This window comes from Nonomuraea ferruginea (assembly GCF_039540635.1).
In the GTDB taxonomy this organism is placed as follows: Bacteria; Actinomycetota; Actinomycetes; order Streptosporangiales; family Streptosporangiaceae; genus Nonomuraea; species Nonomuraea ferruginea.
Map to the genome: position 1 here is coordinate 1 of NZ_BAABFD010000025.1, position 19,990 is coordinate 19,990.

Annotated in this window: 22 protein-coding genes and 1 pseudogene; 10 read left to right on the top strand and 13 right to left on the bottom strand. The window is 71.5% G+C overall.

The genetic code is table 11. The features are described 5' to 3' along the window. The 4 genes from ABD999_RS44030 to rimP form a co-directional block, all read right to left on the bottom strand. The coding region (locus tag ABD999_RS44030; protein ID WP_425571074.1) for a translation initiation factor IF-2 N-terminal domain-containing protein at positions 1 to 551 on the bottom strand (551 nt) is incomplete at its 3' end. 113 nt (positions 552 to 664) lie between these two features. Then, on the bottom strand, positions 665 to 976 hold the full coding sequence (locus ABD999_RS36760; protein ID WP_219544224.1) for a YlxR family protein: 312 nt from the start codon (positions 974 to 976) through the stop codon (positions 665 to 667). Further along, a complete protein-coding gene (nusA, locus tag ABD999_RS36765) occupies positions 960 to 1,952 on the bottom strand; it encodes a transcription termination factor NusA (RefSeq protein ID WP_148034851.1) in 993 nt (330 codons plus the stop codon). Before nusA ends, ABD999_RS36760 begins: the two co-directional genes overlap by 17 nt. 22 nt (positions 1,953 to 1,974) lie before the next feature. Further along, positions 1,975 to 2,460, bottom strand: a complete 486-nt coding sequence (gene rimP, locus ABD999_RS36770; RefSeq protein WP_148033618.1) for a ribosome maturation factor RimP — start codon at positions 2,458 to 2,460, stop codon at positions 1,975 to 1,977. Between the two features lie 230 nt (positions 2,461 to 2,690). Between rimP and ABD999_RS36775 the strand changes: the two genes are divergently transcribed. The 3 genes from ABD999_RS36775 to ABD999_RS36785 all read left to right on the top strand — a co-directional run bounded on the left by ABD999_RS36775 (position 2,691) and on the right by ABD999_RS36785 (position 5,249). Beyond that, the gene (locus tag ABD999_RS36775) at positions 2,691 to 3,689 is read left to right on the top strand and encodes a DUF4439 domain-containing protein (protein ID WP_271280457.1); all 999 of its coding nucleotides are present in this window, start codon (positions 2,691 to 2,693) and stop codon (positions 3,687 to 3,689) included. A 97-nt stretch (positions 3,690 to 3,786) separates the two neighbouring features. Further along, entirely contained in the window at positions 3,787 to 4,413 is a 627-nt protein-coding gene (locus ABD999_RS36780) for a PadR family transcriptional regulator (protein ID WP_148033619.1), read from the top strand. A gap of 191 nt (positions 4,414 to 4,604) precedes the next feature. Continuing rightward, positions 4,605 to 5,249: a DUF998 domain-containing protein gene (locus ABD999_RS36785; RefSeq protein WP_148033620.1), complete on the top strand. Its 645-nt coding sequence runs from the start codon at positions 4,605 to 4,607 to the stop codon at positions 5,247 to 5,249. A 68-nt stretch (positions 5,250 to 5,317) separates the two neighbouring features. Here the strand turns inward: ABD999_RS36785 and ABD999_RS36790 are convergent, their stop codons facing one another. The 4 genes from ABD999_RS36790 to ABD999_RS36805 all read right to left on the bottom strand — a co-directional run bounded on the left by ABD999_RS36790 (position 5,318) and on the right by ABD999_RS36805 (position 9,197). Beyond that, positions 5,318 to 6,109 (bottom strand): class I SAM-dependent DNA methyltransferase, encoded by a 792-nt coding sequence (locus ABD999_RS36790; protein WP_148033621.1) that lies wholly within the window; start codon positions 6,107 to 6,109, stop codon positions 5,318 to 5,320. A 62-nt stretch (positions 6,110 to 6,171) separates the two neighbouring features. Further along, positions 6,172 to 7,917, bottom strand: coding sequence for a proline--tRNA ligase (locus ABD999_RS36795; RefSeq protein ID WP_271278519.1), 1,746 nt, complete (start codon positions 7,915 to 7,917; stop codon positions 6,172 to 6,174). Positions 7,918 to 7,987: 70 nt separating this feature from the next. Then, complete coding sequence (locus ABD999_RS36800; protein ID WP_148033623.1) at positions 7,988 to 8,641, bottom strand: hypothetical protein; 654 nt, start codon at positions 8,639 to 8,641, stop codon at positions 7,988 to 7,990. A gap of 103 nt (positions 8,642 to 8,744) precedes the next feature. Then, positions 8,745 to 9,197 carry a hypothetical protein gene (locus ABD999_RS36805; protein WP_261808768.1) on the bottom strand — a complete coding sequence of 151 codons (453 nt, stop codon included), beginning with the start codon at positions 9,195 to 9,197 and terminating at the stop codon, positions 8,745 to 8,747. 246 nt (positions 9,198 to 9,443) lie between these two features. On the opposite strand from ABD999_RS36805, the gene ABD999_RS36810 reads away from it, so the two are divergent. Then, positions 9,444 to 10,745, top strand: coding sequence for an FAD-dependent oxidoreductase (locus ABD999_RS36810; RefSeq protein ID WP_261808769.1), 1,302 nt, complete (start codon positions 9,444 to 9,446; stop codon positions 10,743 to 10,745). A 9-nt stretch (positions 10,746 to 10,754) separates the two neighbouring features. Then, a complete protein-coding gene (locus ABD999_RS36815) occupies positions 10,755 to 11,909 on the top strand; it encodes a DUF6986 family protein (protein WP_148033625.1) in 1,155 nt (384 codons plus the stop codon). Positions 11,910 to 11,913: 4 nt separating this feature from the next. On the opposite strand, the gene ABD999_RS36820 is transcribed toward ABD999_RS36815, so the two are convergent. The 4 genes and pseudogenes from ABD999_RS36820 to ABD999_RS36835 form a co-directional block, all read right to left on the bottom strand. Further along, positions 11,914 to 12,594, bottom strand: coding sequence for a copper homeostasis protein CutC (locus ABD999_RS36820; protein WP_148033626.1), 681 nt, complete (start codon positions 12,592 to 12,594; stop codon positions 11,914 to 11,916). A gap of 185 nt (positions 12,595 to 12,779) precedes the next feature. Further along, positions 12,780 to 13,382, bottom strand: a complete 603-nt coding sequence (locus ABD999_RS36825) for a GNAT family N-acetyltransferase (RefSeq protein WP_148033627.1) — start codon at positions 13,380 to 13,382, stop codon at positions 12,780 to 12,782. 216 nt (positions 13,383 to 13,598) lie between these two features. Continuing rightward, a complete protein-coding gene (locus tag ABD999_RS36830; RefSeq protein ID WP_261808886.1) occupies positions 13,599 to 14,147 on the bottom strand; it encodes a GntR family transcriptional regulator in 549 nt (182 codons plus the stop codon). Positions 14,148 to 14,153: 6 nt separating this feature from the next. Next, positions 14,154 to 14,354 (bottom strand): annotated as a pseudogene (locus ABD999_RS36835) (GntR family transcriptional regulator); the annotation flags it as partial. 817 nt (positions 14,355 to 15,171) lie between these two features. Here ABD999_RS36835 and ABD999_RS36840 point away from each other — a divergent pair. From ABD999_RS36840 to ABD999_RS36860, 5 genes are read left to right on the top strand one after another with little or no spacing between them, the layout of a single operon-like run. Continuing rightward, on the top strand, positions 15,172 to 15,735 hold the full coding sequence (locus tag ABD999_RS36840; protein WP_148033628.1) for a flavin reductase family protein: 564 nt from the start codon (positions 15,172 to 15,174) through the stop codon (positions 15,733 to 15,735). Positions 15,736 to 15,756: 21 nt separating this feature from the next. Beyond that, positions 15,757 to 16,125, top strand: a complete 369-nt coding sequence (locus ABD999_RS36845) for a PadR family transcriptional regulator (protein ID WP_148033629.1) — start codon at positions 15,757 to 15,759, stop codon at positions 16,123 to 16,125. After that, entirely contained in the window at positions 16,122 to 17,039 is a 918-nt protein-coding gene (locus ABD999_RS36850; RefSeq protein ID WP_271278518.1) for a hypothetical protein, read from the top strand. Before ABD999_RS36845 ends, ABD999_RS36850 begins: the two co-directional genes overlap by 4 nt. 33 nt (positions 17,040 to 17,072) lie before the next feature. After that, a complete protein-coding gene (locus tag ABD999_RS36855; RefSeq protein ID WP_271278517.1) occupies positions 17,073 to 18,368 on the top strand; it encodes a DUF2252 domain-containing protein in 1,296 nt (431 codons plus the stop codon). A 43-nt stretch (positions 18,369 to 18,411) separates the two neighbouring features. After that, positions 18,412 to 19,158 (top strand): SDR family oxidoreductase, encoded by a 747-nt coding sequence (locus ABD999_RS36860; RefSeq protein WP_271278516.1) that lies wholly within the window; start codon positions 18,412 to 18,414, stop codon positions 19,156 to 19,158. Here ABD999_RS36860 and ABD999_RS36865 read toward each other — a convergent pair. Next, on the bottom strand, positions 19,155 to 19,970 hold the full coding sequence (locus ABD999_RS36865; protein WP_148033633.1) for an ATP-grasp domain-containing protein: 816 nt from the start codon (positions 19,968 to 19,970) through the stop codon (positions 19,155 to 19,157). The two genes, ABD999_RS36860 and ABD999_RS36865, sit on opposite strands and share 4 nt — an antisense overlap. Positions 19,971 to 19,990: the final 20 nt, after the last annotated feature.

Genomic DNA, 19,990 nt, shown 5'->3' on the forward strand with positions numbered 1-19,990 from the left:
GCCACCGCCCGGAAAGTTGTCGCACACGTACAGATGGGGCCGGGACGGGCCGCGGGACCGGGACGCGGGCCGGGCGTCGGCCGCTGCTGGCCGGTGTCGAACCGGGCCTGCGGGGCGCTGGGCGCCTCGCCGCGGGCGGCCTCGGGCTCCTGTCGCGGCTGCTGGTGCGGCTGTCGAAGCTGCTGCTGCTGAGGCATCGGCACCGGCGGGCGAGGCGTGCCGCCTGCCGGGCCGGGACGCGGACCGGGCTTGGGCCCGGGACGCGGAGGTGATGAGGGGACCGACGCCTGAGGGGCGCCGTTTCCGGCCTGGCTGTCCGCCGGCCGGGGGGCAGCCTTCGGCGGCTGCGGTTTGCGGGACGGCGAACCGCCGCCCCTCGAGGGCGCGCCCTTCGACGCACCCAGAGCTTCGGTGAGCCTGCGGACCACCGGCGCTTCGATGGTGGAGGACGCCGAACGGACGAACTCCCCCATCTCCTGGAGCTTGGCCATGACGACCTTGCTCTCTACGCCGAACTCCTTAGCGAGCTCGTATACCCGGACCTTCGCCACTGCACTCCCTAACTCGGCCCGGGAGGCTGGCTGTGCCGTCCGGACCGTCGCTACCTTGACGTCTTCATCGCCGCGTGCTCATCAGGCGCTCATAGCAATCTGACTCCGCCCCATCAACTCGGCGTCCTACATGACATTTCGTGGTTCTCCTTCAGGTGTGCCCGCACGCGCGAGACGTCGAGCGGCCCCGGCACGCGAAACGCGCGCGGGAACGCCCGGCGACGCTCGGCGAGCTCCAGACAGTTCATGGACGGGTGCAGCGATGCACCCCTGCCAGGAAGCTGTCCTCGCTGGTCGGGGACCACCTGGTCCTCGACCAGCACCAGTCGGAGCAGCTCGGACTTGTCCGTGCGAACCCTGCAGCCCACACAGGTGCGCTGTGGGGCCGCGTGGCAACCATATTCCAGATTACCGTGTCGACGCATCTACGGAACCGGCGGCATCCTCTGCCTGGGTGTCGGGACGGATGTCGATCCGCCAGCCTGTCAGCCGCGCGGCAAGCCGGGCATTCTGCCCTTCCTTGCCGATGGCCAGCGAGAGCTGGTAGTCGGGCACGATGACCCGGGCCACCCGTCCGTCGAGATCGAGAACCTCGACATGGGAAACACGGGCGGGCGACAGGGCATTCCCGACGAACTCACCAGGGTCCTCGGACCAGTCGATGATGTCGATCTTCTCGCCGTGCAGCTCGGTCATCACGTTGCGCACCCGCGAGCCCATCGGGCCGATGCAGGCGCCCTTGGCGTTGACGCCGGGCTTGCGCGACCGTACGGCGATCTTGGTGCGGTGGCCGGCCTCGCGCGCCACCGCGGCGATCTCGACGGTGCCGTCGGCGATCTCCGGCACCTCCAGCGCGAACAGCTTCTTCACCAGGCCCGGGTGGGTGCGCGAGAGCGTGACCGACGGGCCCTTGTGGCCCTTCTTCACCTGCACCACGTAGGCGCGGATGCGCTCGCCGTGGGTGTATTCCTCGCCCGGCACCTGCTCGTGGGCGGGCAGCACGGCCTCGATCTTGCCGAGGTCGACCAGCACCACCCGCGGATCCTTGCCCTGCTGGATCACGCCGGAGACCAGCTCGCCCTCGCGGCTGGCGAACTCGCCGAAGTTGATCTCGTCCTCGGCGTCGCGCAGCTGCTGCAGGATGACCTGCTTGGCGGTGGTGGCCGCGATCCGGCTGAAGTTGCCCGGAGTGTCGTCGTACTCGCGCGCGATCTCGCCGTCCTCGTCGAGCTCGGCCGCCCAGATCGTGACGTGGCCGGTCGCCTTGTCGAGCTCGGCGCGCGCCTTGGCGCCGGCTCCCTCGGTGCGGAAGTAGGCGATCAGCAGCGCGTCTTCGATGGCCTTGACGACCAGGTCGAAGGAGATGTCCTTCTCCCGCTCCAGGCTGCGCAGGACGCTCATGTCGATGTCCACGAGGCTCCCCCTAGCCCTCGTCGCCGTCGACGTCGTCGATGCGGCGAAACTCCACCTGCACCCGCCCGCGGGCCAGGTCTTGATAGTCGAGCCTGCGAGCGGCGCCGTCGACCTCGAGGTCGACTCCGGCGTCGTCGGCTGACAACACCCTGCCCTCGATGAGGCCGCCGTCTCGCATCTCCGCCTTGACCAGCCGCTTGGCGGCGCGCCTCCAGTGGCGCGGCTCGGTCAGCGGACGGTCGACCCCGGGCGAGGACACCTCGAGCGTGTAGGGAGCGGCGCCCATCGCGTCGTCCTCGTCGAGGGCCGCCGAGACGGCCTGGCTCACGTCGGCCACGTCGTCGAGGCTCACGCCGCCGTCACGGTCGACGACCACACGGAGCAGCCGCCGCTTGCCGGCCTTGGTGACCGTCACGTCCTCCAGGTCGAGGCCCTCAGCGGCGACCACGGGCTCCAGGAGCTTCATCAGGTGGTCGCGGGGTGACGCGCTGCCCATATCGACCTCCCCTATTGTCGAGTCACAGCCGGGCGGACCTCGCCACTGGCTCAGCGTCGCCGGCCCGCTCGGCCAGCGACGACAGTTGACACCCTATCTGTTCGGCGGCCTGCGCAGAGCGTCACTCACCCCGCTCACCGTGATCCCCGCACACGCCGCGCCTGACCGCGTGCGGGGGTGCCAGCCCGTACGATGCTCTCTGCGGTCCGCAACAGTGAAAGGTCCTGCTCGTGCGCCAGCCTCACCTCTCCAGGCGAGCCCTGCTGGCGGGCGGGGCCGTCGTGGCGTTGCTCGCGGGCTGCAGCGCGCCGCCCGACCCCCAGCCGGTACGCGACACCCCCGAGCAGGCGCTGGCCCGCGTCCTCATCGCCGACAAGGAGCGGACGATCGCGCTCTACGCGGCGCTGATCGCCGACGGCGGCAAGCTCACCGCCTATCGCGACCGCCACCTCGCCCACCTGGCCGAGCTGCGGCGGCGCTTCCCCGGGCTGACCGCCCGGCCTCCCGCGCAGTCCCCCAGCCCGGCCGCCAGCCCGTCGGCTACAGCATCGGCCACGGCGTCGGTCTCCCCCACCGCCACGGCCGCGCCCAAGATGACGCTGTCGCGGCTGCGGGCGCTAGAGCGCGAGGCGGCGGCGCGGCGGCCCGCCCAGCTCGCGGGTGTGGCGCCCGCCCTGGCCCAGCTGGTGGCGAGCATCGGCGCCTGCGAGGCCCTGCACGCCGCCTCCGTCGTCAAGCCGCCCCGGCCGCCTGCCGCCGGCGCCCACGGCGATCCTGGAGACGTCGAGAAGCTCCGCAAGGCGCTCTCGGCCGAGCACGCCGCGGTCTTCGCGTACGGCCTGATGGGCGCCCGCACCACCGGCTCCCTGCGCACCCGCCTCACCCGCGCCTTCGACGCGCACCGCGACCGCCGCGACCAGTTGCGCCGCCTCATCACCGCCCGCGGCGGGCAGCCCAGCGAGGCCCAGGCCTCCTACGCGCTGCCGTCCGTCCCGTCGAGCGCTGCGGCGGCCTCCCGGCTCGCGGCCCACGTCGAGACCGGGCTCACCGCGTCCTATCTGGAGCTGGTGGCGGCCGGGGACACCGCGCTGCGGCGCTACGCGGCGGTGGCCGTGCAGGAGGCGGTGGTCCGGGCCCACTCCTTCCACCGGGGCGTCACCACGGCCTTCCCGGGCATGCCGGCGCCCGCCGCTCCCGCCCCGTCCGTCACCCCGACTCCCGGCGGCTGACCTTCGGCAGCGTGGTCCGCTCCCTTGGAGGGCTCGGCGAAGTAGTTGACATCGACTAGCCGACGCCGGATAGTTGATCCTGACTACAGGAGGCGTGATGGCGGGGAAGCGCAAAGTGGGAAACCTGCTGGCGCTGGCCGTCCTGTCCTATCTGAGCCGGCGTCCCATGCACCCGTACGAGCTCGGCCGGACCCTGCGCGAGCACGGGGACGCCCGCAGCATCAAGTACAACCACGGCTCGCTCTACATGGTCGTCGGTCAGCTGGCCCGCGCCGGGCTCATCGTCGAGGTCGGCACGAGCCGGCAGGGACAGTTGCCGGAGCGGACCGTGTACGGGCTCACCGACGAAGGGCGGCGGGAGCTGCGTGACTGGCTCAGCGAGCTGGTGGAGCAGCCGAAGCACGAGTATCCGGGGTTCGTGGCCGCGCTGTCGCTGATCGGCGCGCTGCCGCCGGACCAGGTCGTGGAGCTGCTGCGCAGGCGGCTGGAACGGCTCGCCGCGCAGCGCGCGGAGATCGCCGCCCTGATCGAGGACACGGTGGGCTCCGGCATGCCGGAGCTGTTCGTCGTCGAGGAGGAGTATCGGCTCGCGCTCCTGGAGGCCGAGACGGCGTTCGTCGAACGGTTCGTCCGGCGGATCACGGACCCGGAGACCGGCTGGGGCCCCCAGTGGGCGCGGGCGCACGCCGCCTGGAGCGCCGACGGGGGTGGTCCGCCGGGCTGACCCCGCTCAACGGACTGCCGCCACGGCAGGCCCGAGGGGCAGGACCCCGGTGCGGTGCGGGAACACCGCGACCGGGGTCGGCCTCGTATGCAGATCCCGCGGGAACGGAACCCGGTGCACGAGGTCGGCAACCGCAAGGGTAACCGGGATTCCTCCCCGTGGGGCACGTCGATCACTGGAGGAGTTCTGTCATGTTCCGTCCCGCTTACCCGTTAACCGCTCCATGGATGGCCCTGGGGGCGGTCGCCGGGCCCGCGCTGTTCGCGCTGTCCTGGGTCGTGCTCGGCCTGGTCAGCCCGGGCTACACGCTCTTCGGCCACCGGTTCACCGGATACTCGCCCATCAGCCAGCCCGTCAGCGGGCTCGGCATGGGCGTCACCGGGCCCTTCATGAACGCCGCGTTCGTCGTCACCGGGCTGATGCTGATCGCCGGTGTGGCCGGCGTCTTCCGCACGTTCGCGGGGCCCGGCCGCCTGGCCTGCGTGGTGCTGCTCGGGCTGAGCGGCGTGGGCCAGATCCTCTGCGGGATCTTCACCCTTGAGGAGATGATGCCGCACACGCTCGGCTACCTGCTGGCGATCGGCACGCCGGTGATCGGCTTCCTGGTGGCGGGGAGGTACTTCCGCCGGATGCCCGGCCTGCGCCGGTTCGGCACGTGGCTGCTCGTGGGCAGCCCGCTGACGCTGGTGCTGCTCGTGCTGTTCTTCCTGACCTTCCAGCCCACGGCCGACGGGGCCGAGCAGGGGGTGGCCGGGCTGGTGCAGCGGCTGGGGATCGTCGAGGTGCACGCCTGGTTCGCGGCCATGGGCGTGCTTGCCTTCAGGAGGCGGGTATGAGGACCGCCCGCGAGCGCTGACGCGTCGCCGCCTCGCTTCCGGGCGAGGCGGCGACCCTCCCGAAGAGGTCAGCGGCGGCGGCAGATCATGAGCTCGGTGGTCGGGCTCTCGCGGAGCACCCGGACCAGGCGGCGTTCGAGCGGATGCAGCAGGGCGCCGGCCAGCCAGCCTGTGATCTCGGTCAGCGTGACCGCGCGCAGGAAGCCGCCCCACAGCTTGCGCCAGACGGGGTTGGCGTCCACCTGGGCGTTCATCAGGACGAGCATGGGGACGCGGCGCAGCACCTCGAACCCGGCCTCGTCGAGGGCCGCGGTGATCCACGGCAGCGTGTGGTTGACCTGGTAGTCGGAGCGCTGCTCGGGCCGGTGCAGGAAGTTCTCCGACAGCACGAAGACGCCGCCGGGCTTGACCGCCCTGCCGATGTTGGTCAGGGCGGCGCGGTAGCGCGTGTCGTCGGTGATGTGGAAGAGCATGTCCATCGCCGACACGACGTCGTAGGAGGCGTCTTCGAGTGCGTCGCCGGGGTCGGCGATGTCGAGCCGCAGGAACGCGTCGCGGGGGAAGCGGCCGCGCAGGCGGTCGACGGCCGCCTCGGTGAGGTCGCTGCCCGTGATGGACTCGGCGCCCAGCGCCCGCCACTGGCGGACGTAGAAGCCGGTGCCCGACCCGATGTCGAGGACCCGGGACTTGGGCAGGTCGAGACCCAGGGCGGTGACCTCGCGGCGGAAGCCCTCGGCGCGGACTCGGTACATCCAGATGTTGAACGCCCTGCCGAGGGCCTTGTAGCCGACGCCGCTCTCGGTCCAGTCGGACTGCAGGCGTCGCTCCCAGAAGTCTTTCAGTTCGACGTGTGGCTTCACCGGGTCGAGACTTACAGCCCCCCACCGCCCCGTCAAACCGGGGCGGTGTTTCGCCGGAATTGTCAGGATGAGCAGGCGGCGACGACCCGGTCGGCGGCCTCCGCGAGCGGGATCTCCTGCTTCTCGCCGGTCACCCGGTCGCGCAGCTCGGCCACCCCCTGGGCCAGGCCGCGGCCGATCACCACGATCGTCGGGACGCCCAGCAGCTCGGCGTCCTTGAACTTGACGCCGGGCGACACCTGGGGCCGGTCGTCGACGAGCACCCGCAGGCCGCGCGACTCCAGCTCGGCGGCCAGCTCCAGGGCGGCCTCGACCTGGCGGTCCTTGCCGGTGCCGACGATGTGCACGTCGGCGGGGGCGACCTCGCGCGGCCAGACCAGGCCGAGCTCGTCGTGGGCCTGCTCGGCGATGACCGCCACCGCGCGGGAGACGCCGATGCCGTAGGAGCCCATGGTGACGCGGACCGGCTTGCCGTCGGGGCCGAGCGCGTCGAGCCCGGCGGCGTCGGCGTACTTGCGGCCGAGCTGGAAGATGTGGCCGATCTCGATGCCCCGGTCGATGGAGAGCGCCGAGCCGCAGCGGGGGCAGGGGTCGCCGGCGCGCACCTCGGCCGCCTCGACGGTGCCGTCGGGCTCGAAGTCGCGGCCCGCGACGACGTCGGCGGCGTGCTTGCCCGGCTCGTTGGCGCCGGTCACCCAGGCGGTGCCGGTGACGACCCGGGGGTCGACGAGGTAGCGGATGCCGAGCTCGCGCAGCACCTGCGGGCCGATGTAGCCGCGGACCAGGCCGGGATGCCTGGCGAAGTCGTCGGCCTCGAAGATGGCGGGCTCGCCGGGGGCGAGCGCGGCCTCCAGCCGCTTGAAGTCGACCTCGCGGTCGCCGGGCACGCCGATGACCAGGGTCTCGACCTTGTCGGAGCCGGGCGTGGACACCTTGACGACGACGTTCTTGAGCGTCTCGGCGGCGGTGATCGACAGACCGTGGTGCTCGTTGACGTGCGAGACCAGCGACTCGATGGTCGGGGTGTCGGGGGTGTCCATGACGCGCAGGGCGGGCAGCCCGTCGAGGGCGCGGGCGGGCGGCGCGGGAGTGGTGACGGCCTCGGCGTTGGCCGCGTAGCCGCACGAGTGGCAGGCCACGAACGTGTCCTCGCCGGTGGGCGTGGGCGCCAGGAACTCCTCCGAGGCCGACCCGCCCATCGCGCCCGACGTGGCGAACACGATCTTGTAGCGGATGCCGAGCCGGTCGAAGGTGCGGATGTAGGTCTCGCGGTGCTGCTCGTAGGAGTGCTTGAGGCCGTCGTCGTCGAGGTCGAAGGAGTAGGAGTCCTTCATGAGGAACTCACGGCCGCGCAGGATGCCCGCCCGGGGCCTGGCCTCGTCGCGGTATTTGGTCTGGATCTGGTAGAGCGTGACCGGGTAGTCCTTGTAGGAGGAGTATTCGCCCTTGACCATGTCGGTGAAGAGCTCCTCGTGGGTGGGCCCGAGCAGGTAGTCGACGCCCTTGCGGTCGTGCAGCCGGAAGAGCGTGTCGCCGTACTCGGTCCAGCGGCCGGTGGCCTCGTAGTATTCGCGGGGCAGCAGCGCGGGGAAGAGCACCTCCTGGGCGCCCATCCGGTTCATCTCCTCGCGGACGACGCGGGCGATGTTCTCCAGCACCATCTTGCCGAGGGGCAGCCACGAGTAGATTCCGGGCGCTACCCGGCGGACGTATCCGGCGCGAACGAGGAGCTTGTGGCTCGGCACTTCCGCGTCTGCCGGGTCGTCCCGCAGGGTGCGAAGAAACAACGACGACATGCGCAGCAACACGGCTACTCCTTGCTCGAAACCGGCTTGAAGGATTACAGGCTATCGATTCCGAGGAGGCGTACGCGCGGGCTTATCCCCCGGGCAGGACGGCCAGCCCCATGGCGAACAGCCCGGCGATGACGGCGGCCAGCGCGAGAGCGCGCGCCCTGGCCGGCCCCGTGCGGCGCAGCAGGAGCACGGCGGCGGCCGCAAGGGCCCCCACGGGCAGGGCTGGCAGCGGCCAGAAGTACGGCTCGGCGGCGATGAACCCGGGCGTCGCCCGGTCCACGACGTCGGTCACCACGGCGGCGCCGATCACCCCGGCCGCGAGATCGCCCCACCGGTCGTCCCTGCGGGTCGCGTAGGCGAGCAGCCCGAGCCCGACGAGCAGGGCGAACGTCCAGTGGAGCCCGGCCGGCGTGCCGCCCAGAAGGGTGACGTCGAGATCGCCGCGCAGGGCGCCGCCGCCCATGGTGGCCACCACGGTCGACACCGCTGCCAGGAACGTGGTCAGCAGTGCCCAGCCGAAGCCGGTGGCGGTGGCGCCGACGGCGACCGTCAGGGCCAGATAGGCGTACGGGTCGTAGACCTGGCCCGCCCAGCCGGGGATCCGGCCGGCGCCGAGCATGCCGACGAGGCCGACGGCCAGTCCGGCGAAGAAGGCCACCACCAAGTGGATCTCGATGCGTCGCTGACGACGGTCGAATTCGAGAAAGTAGTCGTGGTCGATCGTGCTTGTCTTCATCTCAATACTCAGGTCATCCCTCCTCAGGCAGACGCCGCGGACGACCAGTTCCACATTATGTGACCGTACAAGAAAGGCAAATTTCGGTTAACCGGAAGTAACGTCAGCCGCCCAGGAGTTCTTCCCACGGATGGCGGGTGTTGGTGCGGCGGGTGGTGTCGAGCGCCTCGGCCAGGCGCCAGAGGCCGGGGCGGGCGCGCACTCGTGCCCGGCCCATCGGGTCGATGGCGCGCAGCTCGAAGCGGACGCCCATGACGTCGAGCACGGCGCAGGAGTCGCCGCTCGTGCCCGTCGTGACCAGGCCAGGCATACGGTCGGAGAGCAGGGCCGCCACCTCGGCGGCGAACGGGCCGTCGCGCCACTCGACGTGCCAGCTCGGGTCGGCGCCGCGCCACCAGGTCAGGTCGCGGCAGGATTCGATGAAGTCGGCCTCGGTCGCGAGCGCGGCCATGACCCGGCCGAACGCCTCGTAATGCACCGCGCCGCCGGCCGGCAGGTCGGCCGCGGCGGGCGGCGTGCCGTCCTTCGTCCGTCGCAGCGCGTGCTTTCGCCTCACGGGCAACACTGTGATCGGCGTGGACGCGTTTCCGCAAGGGGCGGGTGGGTCAGAAGTGCGGGGCCCGGCGGCTGCGGACATAGGCCGAGATAGGCGGATATCGACAGACGTCACGTTCGGGCGGTATGCACGAAGGGCGGGGGTTCATCCGTACGGACGATCGGGGATAAATCGATCACACCGGCAGGTTGCACCTGGTGGGGCGTGTGCCCACTGGTACACAATCTCCGGAACGAGGGAGGCAGCGTGACGTTGCGCGTGGCGGTCATCGGATCCGGTCCTGCTGGGATCTACACGGCGGAGGCCTTGATCAAGCAGTCCGGCGGAGCCGTGGAGGTGGACGTCCTCGAACGGCTGCCAACCCCGTACGGGCTGGTCAGGTACGGCGTCGCGCCCGACCACACGTCGATCAAGTCGATCGCCAACTACCTGCGCAAGGTGCTGGAGCAGCCGGAGGTGCGCTTCCTCGGCGGCGTCACGCTGGGCGAGCACGTGACCGTCGAGGACCTGCTGGCCTGCTACGACGCGGTCGTCTACTGCACCGGCGCGATGGTGGACCGGCGGCTGGGCATCCCCGGCGAGGACCTGCCGGGCAGTGTCGCCGCCACCGACTTCGTGAACTGGTACTGCGGCCACCCCGACGTGGACCCGTCGCGGTTCACGCTCGACAGCCCCGAGGTGGCGGTGATCGGCGTCGGCAACGTGGCCGTCGACGTGGTGCGGATCCTGGCCAAGACCTCCGAGGAGCTGAGCGCCACCGACGTGCCCCACGAGGTGCTGGAGCGGCTGGAGAGCAGCCAGGTCAAGGCCATCCACATGATCGGCCGCCGTGGGCCCGAGCACGCCAAGTTCACCCTGAAGGAGCTGCGCGAGCTGGGCGAGCTCGCCAACGCCGACGTGTGCGTGCGCCCCGATGAGGCCGTCGTGCTCGGCGCCGACTTCCCCCGCCAGATCCGGGGCAACATCGAGGTGCTGCGCTCGTGGTCGGAGCGCAGCCCGGCCGGCCGGCCGCGCCGCCTGGACGTGCGGTTCTGGCTGCGTCCGGTGGAGATCCTGGGCACCGAGCGGGTCGAGGGGCTCAAGCTGGAGCGCACGATCCTCTCGCCGGAGGGCCGCGTGGTCGGCACCGGCGAGTACGAGACGCTGCCGGTCGGCATGGTGCTCCGCTCGGTCGGCTACCAGAGCGTCCCGCTGCCCGGGGTGCCGTTCTCGGAGAAGACGATGACCGTGCCGAACGCGGCGGGGCGGGTTCGCGAGCGCGAGTACGTCGCCGGCTGGCTCAAGCGCGGCCCGACCGGCGTGATCGGCACGAACAAGTCCGACGCCGCCGAGACCGTCCGCACGCTGCTGTCCGACCTGTCCGGGCAGGCGCCGCGCGACCTCAGGCCGCTCGACGCGCTGCTGTCCGAGCGCGGGGTGCACCCGGTGACGTACGAGGAATGGCTGGCGATCGAGTCGGCCGAGGCCGAGCTGGCCAAGTCGCTGGGCCGCGGCGAGCGGGTCAAGCTGACCGGCCTGGAGGCGATGCTGCGGGCCTGCCGTCCCTGAGAGGAACGCATGCGTACCACCGTCCCGTCAGGCGTGCCCGGCTTCCCCGAGGTCTACCGGCTGCAGCAGGAGCGCTACCCCGCGGCCGAGCCCGGCTGGCAGCCCGTGCACACCGTGTACGTGCCCGCCGACCGGTTCGGCGCCGGCACCGTGGCCGCGTGGGGCGACGAGGCGCTGGCACTGGCTAAGGCGCACCTGGCCACGCCCGCCGAGCTGGCCGAGGTGTTCGACGTGCCGGCGGAGCTGTCGGCCGCCGTGCACGAGCGGGTGCTGCGCAAGCTCGCCGGCGAGCCGGTCGAGGACCTGCGGGTGGACTTCGAGGACGGGTACGGCGTGCGCCCGGACGAGGAGGACGGCCACGTCGAGCAGGCGGTCGAGGCGCTGGCCGCGATGCGCGCGGCGGGCACGCTGCCGCGCCGGTGGGGGCCTCGGGTGAAGTCGTTCGCCGACGGGGACCCGGAGCGGTCCGTGCGGACGCTCGACGGGTTCGTCACCGGGATCGTCGAGCGGCTCGGCGAGCTGCCGGACGGTTTCGTGGTGACCTTCCCCAAGGTGCTGATGGAGGCGTACCTCGGGCAGTTCGTCGCGTTCCTGGAGCGGCTGGAGCGGGCGCTGGGGCTCTCCCCGCTGCGGTTCGAGATCCAGGTGGAGGCGCCGCAGACCGTGCGGTTCCTGCGCGCCGAGCTGGCCGGCGAGCTGGGCGGGCGGCTGTCGGCGGCGCACTTCGGGGTGTTCGACTACACCGCGGCGCTCGGGCTGCCGCCGCACGAGCAGCGGCTCGACCATCCGGCCTGCGACCACGCGCGGCACGTGACGCAGACGGCGTTCGCGGGCACCGGGGTGGAGCTGTCGGACGGTTCGCTGGCCGCCTCCCCCGCCTCCGGCTCGTCCGCCGACGTGCGGGCGCTGTGGCGGCGGCATGCGGCGCTGGTGCGTCACTCCCTGGCGCACGGGTTCCACCAGGGGTGGGACATGCATCCGTCGCATCTGGTGAGCCGGTTCGCCACCGTCTACGCCTTCCATCTGGCGCGTTACGACGCCTACCGGGAGCGGGTGCGCGCCTGGGAGGAGCGGCGCGCGGCCGGGGGCGGCGTGATGGACGAGCCGGCGACCGTCAAGACGCTGGTGGCGGCCCTGCGCCGGGCCGACGCGGCCCTGCCCTGACCGGCTAGTCGCGTTCGACGAGCGAGCGCCAGCGGCGGACCAGCTGCGCGTCCACCGGGTCCGTCCAGCTCCGCCGGACCGCCGAGCCGACGTGGAAGGCGCGTACGCCGTAGTCCAGCAGGTCCGCCACGTGCCGGGGCCTGAGACCGCCGCCGGCCATGATGATGGAGCCGTCGCCGGCGTCGGCGCGGCCCTTGAGCACGGGCAGCCCGTCCCCCACGCCGTGCGGCGAGCCCGCCGTCAGCACCGTGGCGAGGTTGGGCAGCAGGCGGACGGCCCGCCAGGAGGCCTGTGTGTCGGCCGCGTGGTCGACCGCCCGGTGGAACGTCCAGGGCAGCGGGGACACCGCGTGGATGAGCGCCTCGGTGGCCGCCAGGTCCACGGCTCCCGCCTCGTCCAGGAACCCGAAGACGAACCCGGCCGCGCCCGCCTGCGCCAGCTCGCGGGCGTCGGCGCGCAGCCTTTCCAGCACGTCGCCGTCCGCGGCGAACCCGCCGTCGCAGCGGAGCATCACCATCTGCGGCAGCGGGCACTCGGCTGCGATGGCCGCGACCGTCTCGGGCGCCGGAGTGAGCCCGCCCTCCGCCATCCCGGTGACGACCTCCAGGCGGTCGGCGCCACCTTGTTCAGCCGCCACGGCGTCACGCACGCCGAGCGCGATGACCTCCAGCAGGGATCCCGTCATGCTGGAGAGGGTATAGGCAGCTCTGCCCTGATTTGCCCGCCGAGGTGGGGAAATCCTCCTGGCGGGCCGGCATACGCCGGACACCCGGGGAGCGCGGGCGACGGCCCGCACTCCCTGTCAGCCACCGGCCGGACCGGCCATGCTGTGAACGTGAACATCGCCGGCCACGCGGAACGGATCCGGAGTCAGGCGACGATCAGTTCCGGTGCCGTGAGGTCGCGGAAGGCCGTGATCGCCGGGTCGGCGGCCCTGCGCTGGAACAGCGCGCCCGACGCGCGATGCGGCAGGTCCACCGTGCGCACGTGACGGAAGCCGCGGCGCCGGTAGTAGCTCTGGAGCCCTTCGTTGCGCTTGGCGCAGTCCAGCCGCAGCCACGGCAGTCCCGACCCGTACGCGGTGGCGCCCGCCCAGTCCAGCAGGGCGTCTCCCAGGCCGCTCCCCGACCAGGGCCGCGCCACGGCGAGCTTGTGCACGTACAGGGCGGCGCCGGGGTCGTCGGCCTCGGTCCAGAACTCCGGATCGGCGTGCCCGTCGAGGGCGATGGTGGCGACGAGCGGCGCCGGCCCGTCGGGGTCGAGCGCGCGCAGCTCGTCGTCGAGCAGGAACAGCACGCGCTCCTCGATCAGCGGCAGGATACGGTCCGGGCCGAATCCTTCGCGGGGCCACTGGCGGACGCCCCGCGAGTGCAGCCAGCCGGCCGTGTCGGCGAGGAGGTCGAGAACCCCCCGGAGGTCGACGGGCTCCGCCCGCCGGAGGGTGAGCGGGTGCAGGAGGGTGTTCGTGCGCATGATTCACCTTTCATTGCGATACGCGCGCGTACGAATACGCAAAGTGATCGATGGATGGGATACGAATCCCAAATGGTGGCCTATGGCCCGATATATCCGATAGCCCGATATATACGGATAAATCGCTACAAGGGGAGCATTACGGCTCCCCGCGTCCAGCGAGACGGCAGGCTCGCTGGTACCGCGGCCGGCGGGATCACCCCCAACCGAGCTCTGTCAGCGGCGGTCGAGCTCGTATCTGATCAGATGTTTGTCGGCAGGCAGCACCGACACCGCGACGCGCACCGGCAGTTCGTAACGGTCGTAGCCCACGCGCACATAGACCATGACCGGCGTGCCGAGCTCCAGCTGGAGCCGCTCAGCCTCCTCCTGATTGGGCATCCGCGCCCAGATGTCGTCCACCACGCGCACCTGCTCGTGCCCCAGCTCCTCCAGCACGCGGTTGGCGCCTCTCTCGATGTCGCCCGGCCGGGCGATCGCCGAGTCGGCCACCAGCTTCCGCGGGAAGTAGGAGTCGTTGGTGTTGTAGGGCTGGCCGTCCACGAACCGCAGGCGCCGCCGTACCACGGCGAGCTCCCCGTCGGACAGTTCCAGCCTGCTGGCGATCTCCTCCACCGGAGATACGGTCAGAACCTCTATGTACTGGCTGGGCTCGCGGCCTTCCTGCGTGACGGCGAAGGCGAAGGCCTCGCGCAGCTCTCCAGAAGGCTGCGGCTCCAGCTCGCGCTGCGGGTAGATGAGCAGCGGCCTGCGATCCCTGACCACCGTGCCGCGCCGTGGCGTACGCGTTACGAGCCCTTCATTCACGAGTTCCCCGAGGGCCAATCGGACGGTGTTGCGGCTCACCCCATGGTCTTCCATGAGTTGCGCCTCTGTCGGCAGCTGTGCTCCGGGGCCGAGTACGCCGGAGTAGATGGCCCTTCTCAGCTCCGAAGCCACCTGCTGATACAGCACCGACCTTGCCACTTTCACCCCTTTTGTTCCAACAATTTAGACGATCTGGTTCTAGCAGACCATCTCCCCCTTGACCGGACGGCATCCGCAGCCGCATCATCCATTCGTTGGTACAAATCCATCGAAAGGCCGGTGAGGGGGTGAGGGCCGGTGATGCCGGACCGCGCGGATATGCCGTACGTGCCCTGGCGGGACCCTTGCGAAGCAACACGTTTACTGCGTTACGAGTTGCCTCGCCACGGGTTCCTCCACATCAGCCAGTGCGTCCAGCCCGGCAGTTCCGCGCCTTCCCTGTCAGCCGAGCCGAACGTCCGGTGCGAAGACGGGCCCCTCGCCCACGCGAGGGAAGCGCCCCCGCCTGCGTCCCGGAGCAGTGCGGCCCGACAGGGAAAGTGGCATCGCCGCAGCTAGACCAACACCCGGAGTCCTCGCGAGAGGGTCACTCCCCCACCAACTCCGTGTGCGACCACGCGGTTCAGGACTCCATCCCTCGCCGGAGTCCTGGCACCGCCGCTCACGGGGCAGGAAGCGCGTCCTGGCGGGTCCCCCACGCCCGCCAGGGCGCGCGTTCCTCCTTCGGAGGCCTTCCCCTTCCCGCCGTCCAGCCCGCAGGCGCCGCGTCCCGGCTTTGTGTCCCCGCGGCACGGTGACGGTTCGGCGCGGGGCGGGTGATGCTTTTCTCGCCTGCCCACGCGGCCAGGTTTCCCTATCCGAGGACTGACCGTCCGGGGGATTCGGCGCTGACCGTAATAAGGACCTCGACACCCCCTTGACGAGCGGGAGCTGGACGCCTAGCTTACCAAGCAAGCGCTTGGTAAGAGTCAGGGAGGCGGCCATGGCGCAGACCCGTGAGCTACTCACCCAGGAGCGGCGGCTCGCCTCCCTGCTGTGCAGGCCGCGCCCGGCCGCGAGCGACCCCGTGGACCCCGAGACGTTCCGCGGGGTCCTCGGCCGGTTCGCCACCGGCGTGGTCGCCATCACGGCGCTCGACCGCGAGGGTCGGCCCCACGGCCTCGCGGCCAACTCGTTCACCTCGGTGTCGCTCGACCCGCCGCTCGTGGCGTTCTGCGTGGCGTACAGCAGCACGAGCTGGCCCCGGTTACGGGCGGCCAAGGTGATCACCCTGAACATCCTGGCCGAACACCAGCGGGCCGTCTGTGCCCAGATGGCCACCCGCGGCGGAGACAAGTTCGCGGGCCTGACCTGGAGGGAGTCGCCCGGCGGGAACCCGGTGCTCGATGGCGCGCTGGCCTGGATCGACTGCCGGATAGACGCCGAGCATCCCGCAGGGGACCACGTCATCGTGGTGGCCCGTGTGCTGCAGCTCGACACCCACGCCGACGGCGGCCCGCTGGTGTTCTACAACCGCTCCTATGGCGGCTTCGACCCCATATCTTGACGGGCAATATATGTTGGGGGCATGAACGTCACGGAGCCCATGTTCCTCGCGCTCACGGCGCTGGTGGACGGGCCGCTGCACGGCTACGGCATCGTTCAGGAGGTCGAGCGCATCTCCGGCGGCCGCGTCCAGCTCAAGATCGGGAGCCTGTACGGGGTGCTCGACCGGCTCGCGGCGCAGGGCCTGATCGCGCTCGACCGCGAGGAGGTCCGGCAGGGCCGGCTGCGGCGCTACTACCGGCTGACCGACGAGGGCGCCACCGTCCTCCGTGAGGAGGCCGCCCGCCTGGCCGCCAACGCCGAGGCCGCGAACTCCCGCCTGCGAGCCCGCCCGGCCGGCGGCCTCGCCATCCGGATCGCCGGCACGCCTCACCTGGGAGGTGCCGGGTGAGCGAGCTGCTGGAGCGGCGCTACCGATCCGTGCTGCGCCTGCTGCCGGAGGACTACCGGCGCGAGCGTGAGAGCGAGATGGTGGCCGCGTTTCTGGAGGCGGCCGGCGACGTCTCCAGCGCGGACAACCCGCGCCCCGGGTGGGGCGAAGTGGGCAGCGTGCTCGCGCTCGCCCTGCGGCTGCGGCTCGGAGGCCAGGACTCCGCCCCGCGGGCGTTCGCCCGGGGCGAGGCCGTACGGCTGGTGGCACTGCTCGGCCTGGGGTTCCAGGCCGCGCTGTCCGTCGTCACCACGGCCGGCGGGGTGGCGGAGCCTCTCTTCTTCCTGGCCGCGGCGGAGGCCTGCTGCTGGGTCGTGGCGTTCCTCGCGCTCGTACGCGGGCACCTGCCGACGGCCAAGGGCGCCGCGGTCCTCGCCCTGCTGCCGGTCACCGGAACCGTCGCCTTCCAGGCCTCGGACTCCGCGCAGCCCGCGTCGCAGACAGCCTCGTGGCTCGTCCTCACCGTGGTCCCGGTGATCGCGCTGCTGCTCGCCTACCACCGCGACGTCCTTCCGGTGACGCGGCCGTGGTGGCAGGCGGTGCTGCCGCTCACCGTGGCGGTGTTCGCGGCCTCCCTCGCCCTGCTGCCCCGGGATCCCACGTGGTCGTGGTCGTACCCCTGGACGGATCCGATCGGGCTGGGCGTGCTCGCCCTGGTGGCGGGCGTGGCGGCCGGCGCGATCCGCCGGCCGGCGGCGCCCTGGCGGCTCGCCCTGGGCATGGTCGCGGCGCTGCTGATGGCAGTGCGGCTCCTGGACATGGCGGATATGTACGGCGATCTTCTGGTCACGGGCAGCGTCCAGGTGGTGCTCCTGGCCGTCCTCGCGACCGGTCTCACCATCACGGGAAGGCGCGCGCTACCCGAGCCTGTCTAGGCGGGAAGGGTCGGGCGATCTACCGTCCGGGGTATGAGTTCACGCTCCACCTTCCTGCTCGATGTCCTGATGGCGGAGTTCGGCGCATCGATCAAGCGCGACCCGGCCGCGTTCCGGCGCAAGTTCCGGAAGATGGCGGCCTCCCCGTTCGCGTTCTACCGGGGCAGCGCCTGCCTGTTCTACGCGGACCTCACCTCCGGGTACGCGGACGAGGCGTACCTCGACCCGGCGACCAGCCGCGTGTGGATCCACGGCGATCTGCACGCGGAGAACTTCGGCACGTACATGAACGCCTCTGGCGTCCTGGTGTTCAACGTCAACGACTTCGACGAGGCGTACGTCGGCCCGTACACCTGGGACCTCAAGCGGTTCGCGGCCAGCGTGGCGCTCCTGGGGTACGCCAAGGCGCTGTCGGACGAGGCCATCGGGCGGCTCGTCGGCGACTTCGGCGGCGCCTACCTCACCGAGCTGGCCGCGATCGCGCGGGGCGGCGACGACGCCGTCGGCTCGCTCACCCTGGACACCACCTCGGGAGTGCTGCACCGGGTGCTGCAGACGGCCCGGCTGCGCACCCGGGTGGCGATGCTGGAGATCGAGACGGTCATCGACGACTACGAGCGGCGCTTCGCGTTCATGGAAGGCCGCGAGCCGGTCGCCGACACGACCCGGCAGGCGGTCCGGTCGGCGTTCGAGGACTACCTGACCACGCTGCCCACCCCGTCGAACCCGGTGGAGCACGTGATCAAGGACATCGCGCTGCGTACCGGCGTGGGCATCGGCTCGGCCGGGCTGCCCTCGTACAACCTGCTGCTGGAGGGGCGCTCGCAGGCACTGGAGAACGACGTGATCCTCTACATGAAGCAGGCCCAGGTGCCGGCGGTGGCGCGCCACATCACCGACGAGAAGGTGACCCGCTACTTCCGCCACCAGGGGCACCGGACGGCGGAGTCGCAGCGCGCGCTGCAGGCGTACGCGGACCCGTGGCTCGGCTACACCACCCTGGGCGGCGCCGGACAGCTCGTCGCCGAGGTGTCACCGTACTCGGCCGATCTGGACTGGGACGACGTGAACGAGCCGGAGGAGCTGCACGCGATCATGCTCGACCTGGGCCGGGCGGTGGCGCGCATGCACGCGGTGGCCGACGACGAGTCCGCCCACGACCTGGTCACCTTCTCCACGGAGGAGGCGATCGTGGGCGTGGCGGGGGACGATCGCGCCGGGTTCATCGGGATGCTGGTGGAGTTCGCGCACCGGTACGGGGCCCAGGCCAGGGAGGACCACCAGCGGTTCGTGGACCTGTTCAGGAACGGCCGCCTCCCGGGCATCTGAGAGGGATGGCGACCAACCGGTCGGTATGGCATGCTTCCGGAACATGACTCTGTTCTCGGTGGAAGGCAAGACAGTCGTCGTCACCGGCGGCTCCCGGGGCATCGGACGCATGATCGCGGCCGGGTTCACGGCGGCCGGCGCGAAGGTCGTCATCTCCGCGCGCAAGGCCGCCGAGGTGGAGCGGACCGCCGCCGAACTCGGCTGCACGCCCGTGGTCGCCGACCTGTCCACGCCCGAGGGGGTGGACGCGCTGGTGTCGGCCGTCACGGGGCCGCTGCACGTGCTGGTCAACAACGCGGGCGCGACCTGGGGCGCGCCGCTGGAGGAGTATCCCGAACACGCCTTCGACAAGCTCTGGAACATCAACGTCAAGGGCGCCTTCACGCTCGTCCAGCGCCTGCTGCCGCGGTTGCGCGAGGCGGCGGGCGAGGACGACCCGGCACGGGTGATCAACATCGGCTCGGTCGACGGCATCAGGGTGCCGGTGATGGAGACGTACGCCTACTCCTCCACCAAGGCGGCCGTGCACATGCTGACCCGGCACCTGGCCAGGCAGCTGGCCCCGGAGCACATCACCGTGAACGCGATCGCCCCCGGCCCGTTCGACTCCAAGATGATGGCCTTCGCGCTGGACGACCCGTCGACCCGGGCCTCCATCGCCTCGAACGTGCCGCTCGGCCGCATCGGGCGGCCCGACGACATGGCCGGGGCGGCGATCTTCCTGGCCTCGCGCGCCGGCGCCTACCTGACCGGGACCGTCATCCCGGTGGACGGCGGAATCACGGCCTAGAGCAGCTCGCGCAGCGCCGCGGCGAACGCGGCGGCGGAGCCGGGGACCTGGCGCAGGTAGAGGTACGGCTCGGTCAGCTCCAGCTCGATCAGGGCAGGGGCGCCGCCGGGTAGCCGGACCAGGTCGATCCTGGCGTACAGAAGGGGCTGTGGGATGGCGGCGAGCACCTTCTCGGCGAGTTCGACCTGGTCCGGGGCCGGTGTGCGCGGCTGCGCCCGGATGTTGTCGACGCCCGTCATGCCGGGGGCCAGCATGGGCGAGCGGCGGACGGCATGGCTGAAGCGACGGTTGAAGTAGAGCAGCGAGGTCTCGCCCTCCGCCTCGACCATGTCGAGGTAGGGCTGGACCATGGGGGTGCGGCCGGCGGCCTCGAGCGCGGCGGCGAAGGCCGTCGCCTCGGCGCGGTCGGAGGTCCTGATCGTGTCGCGGGCGCTCGCCGAGACCGTGGGCTTGACGACGTACTCCCGGTGGTCCGGCAGGTCGCGGGAGGACCAGTGGGTGGGCACGATCGGCAGGCCGAGGTCGCGCAGGTAGGTCTTGTCGGTGTTGGACTCCAGGACGGCGGCCGGGTTGAGCAGCCGGGCGACGCGCTCCACACGCCGGGTCCAGGCCAGGAACTCGGCCCTGCGGTCGCAGTAGTCCCAGACGGATCGGACGACGACGGCGTCGTAGGCGCTCCAGTCGGCCTCCGGGTCGTCCCAGCGCTCGGTCCGGCCTTCGAGGCCGGCCTCGCGCCAGGCGGCCAGGACGAGGTCGCGCTCGTCATCGTGGCCATCCGGGTCGTCGAAGGTGACGTAAGCACACAGAACCATCCGGAGATGGTAGCGCCCGC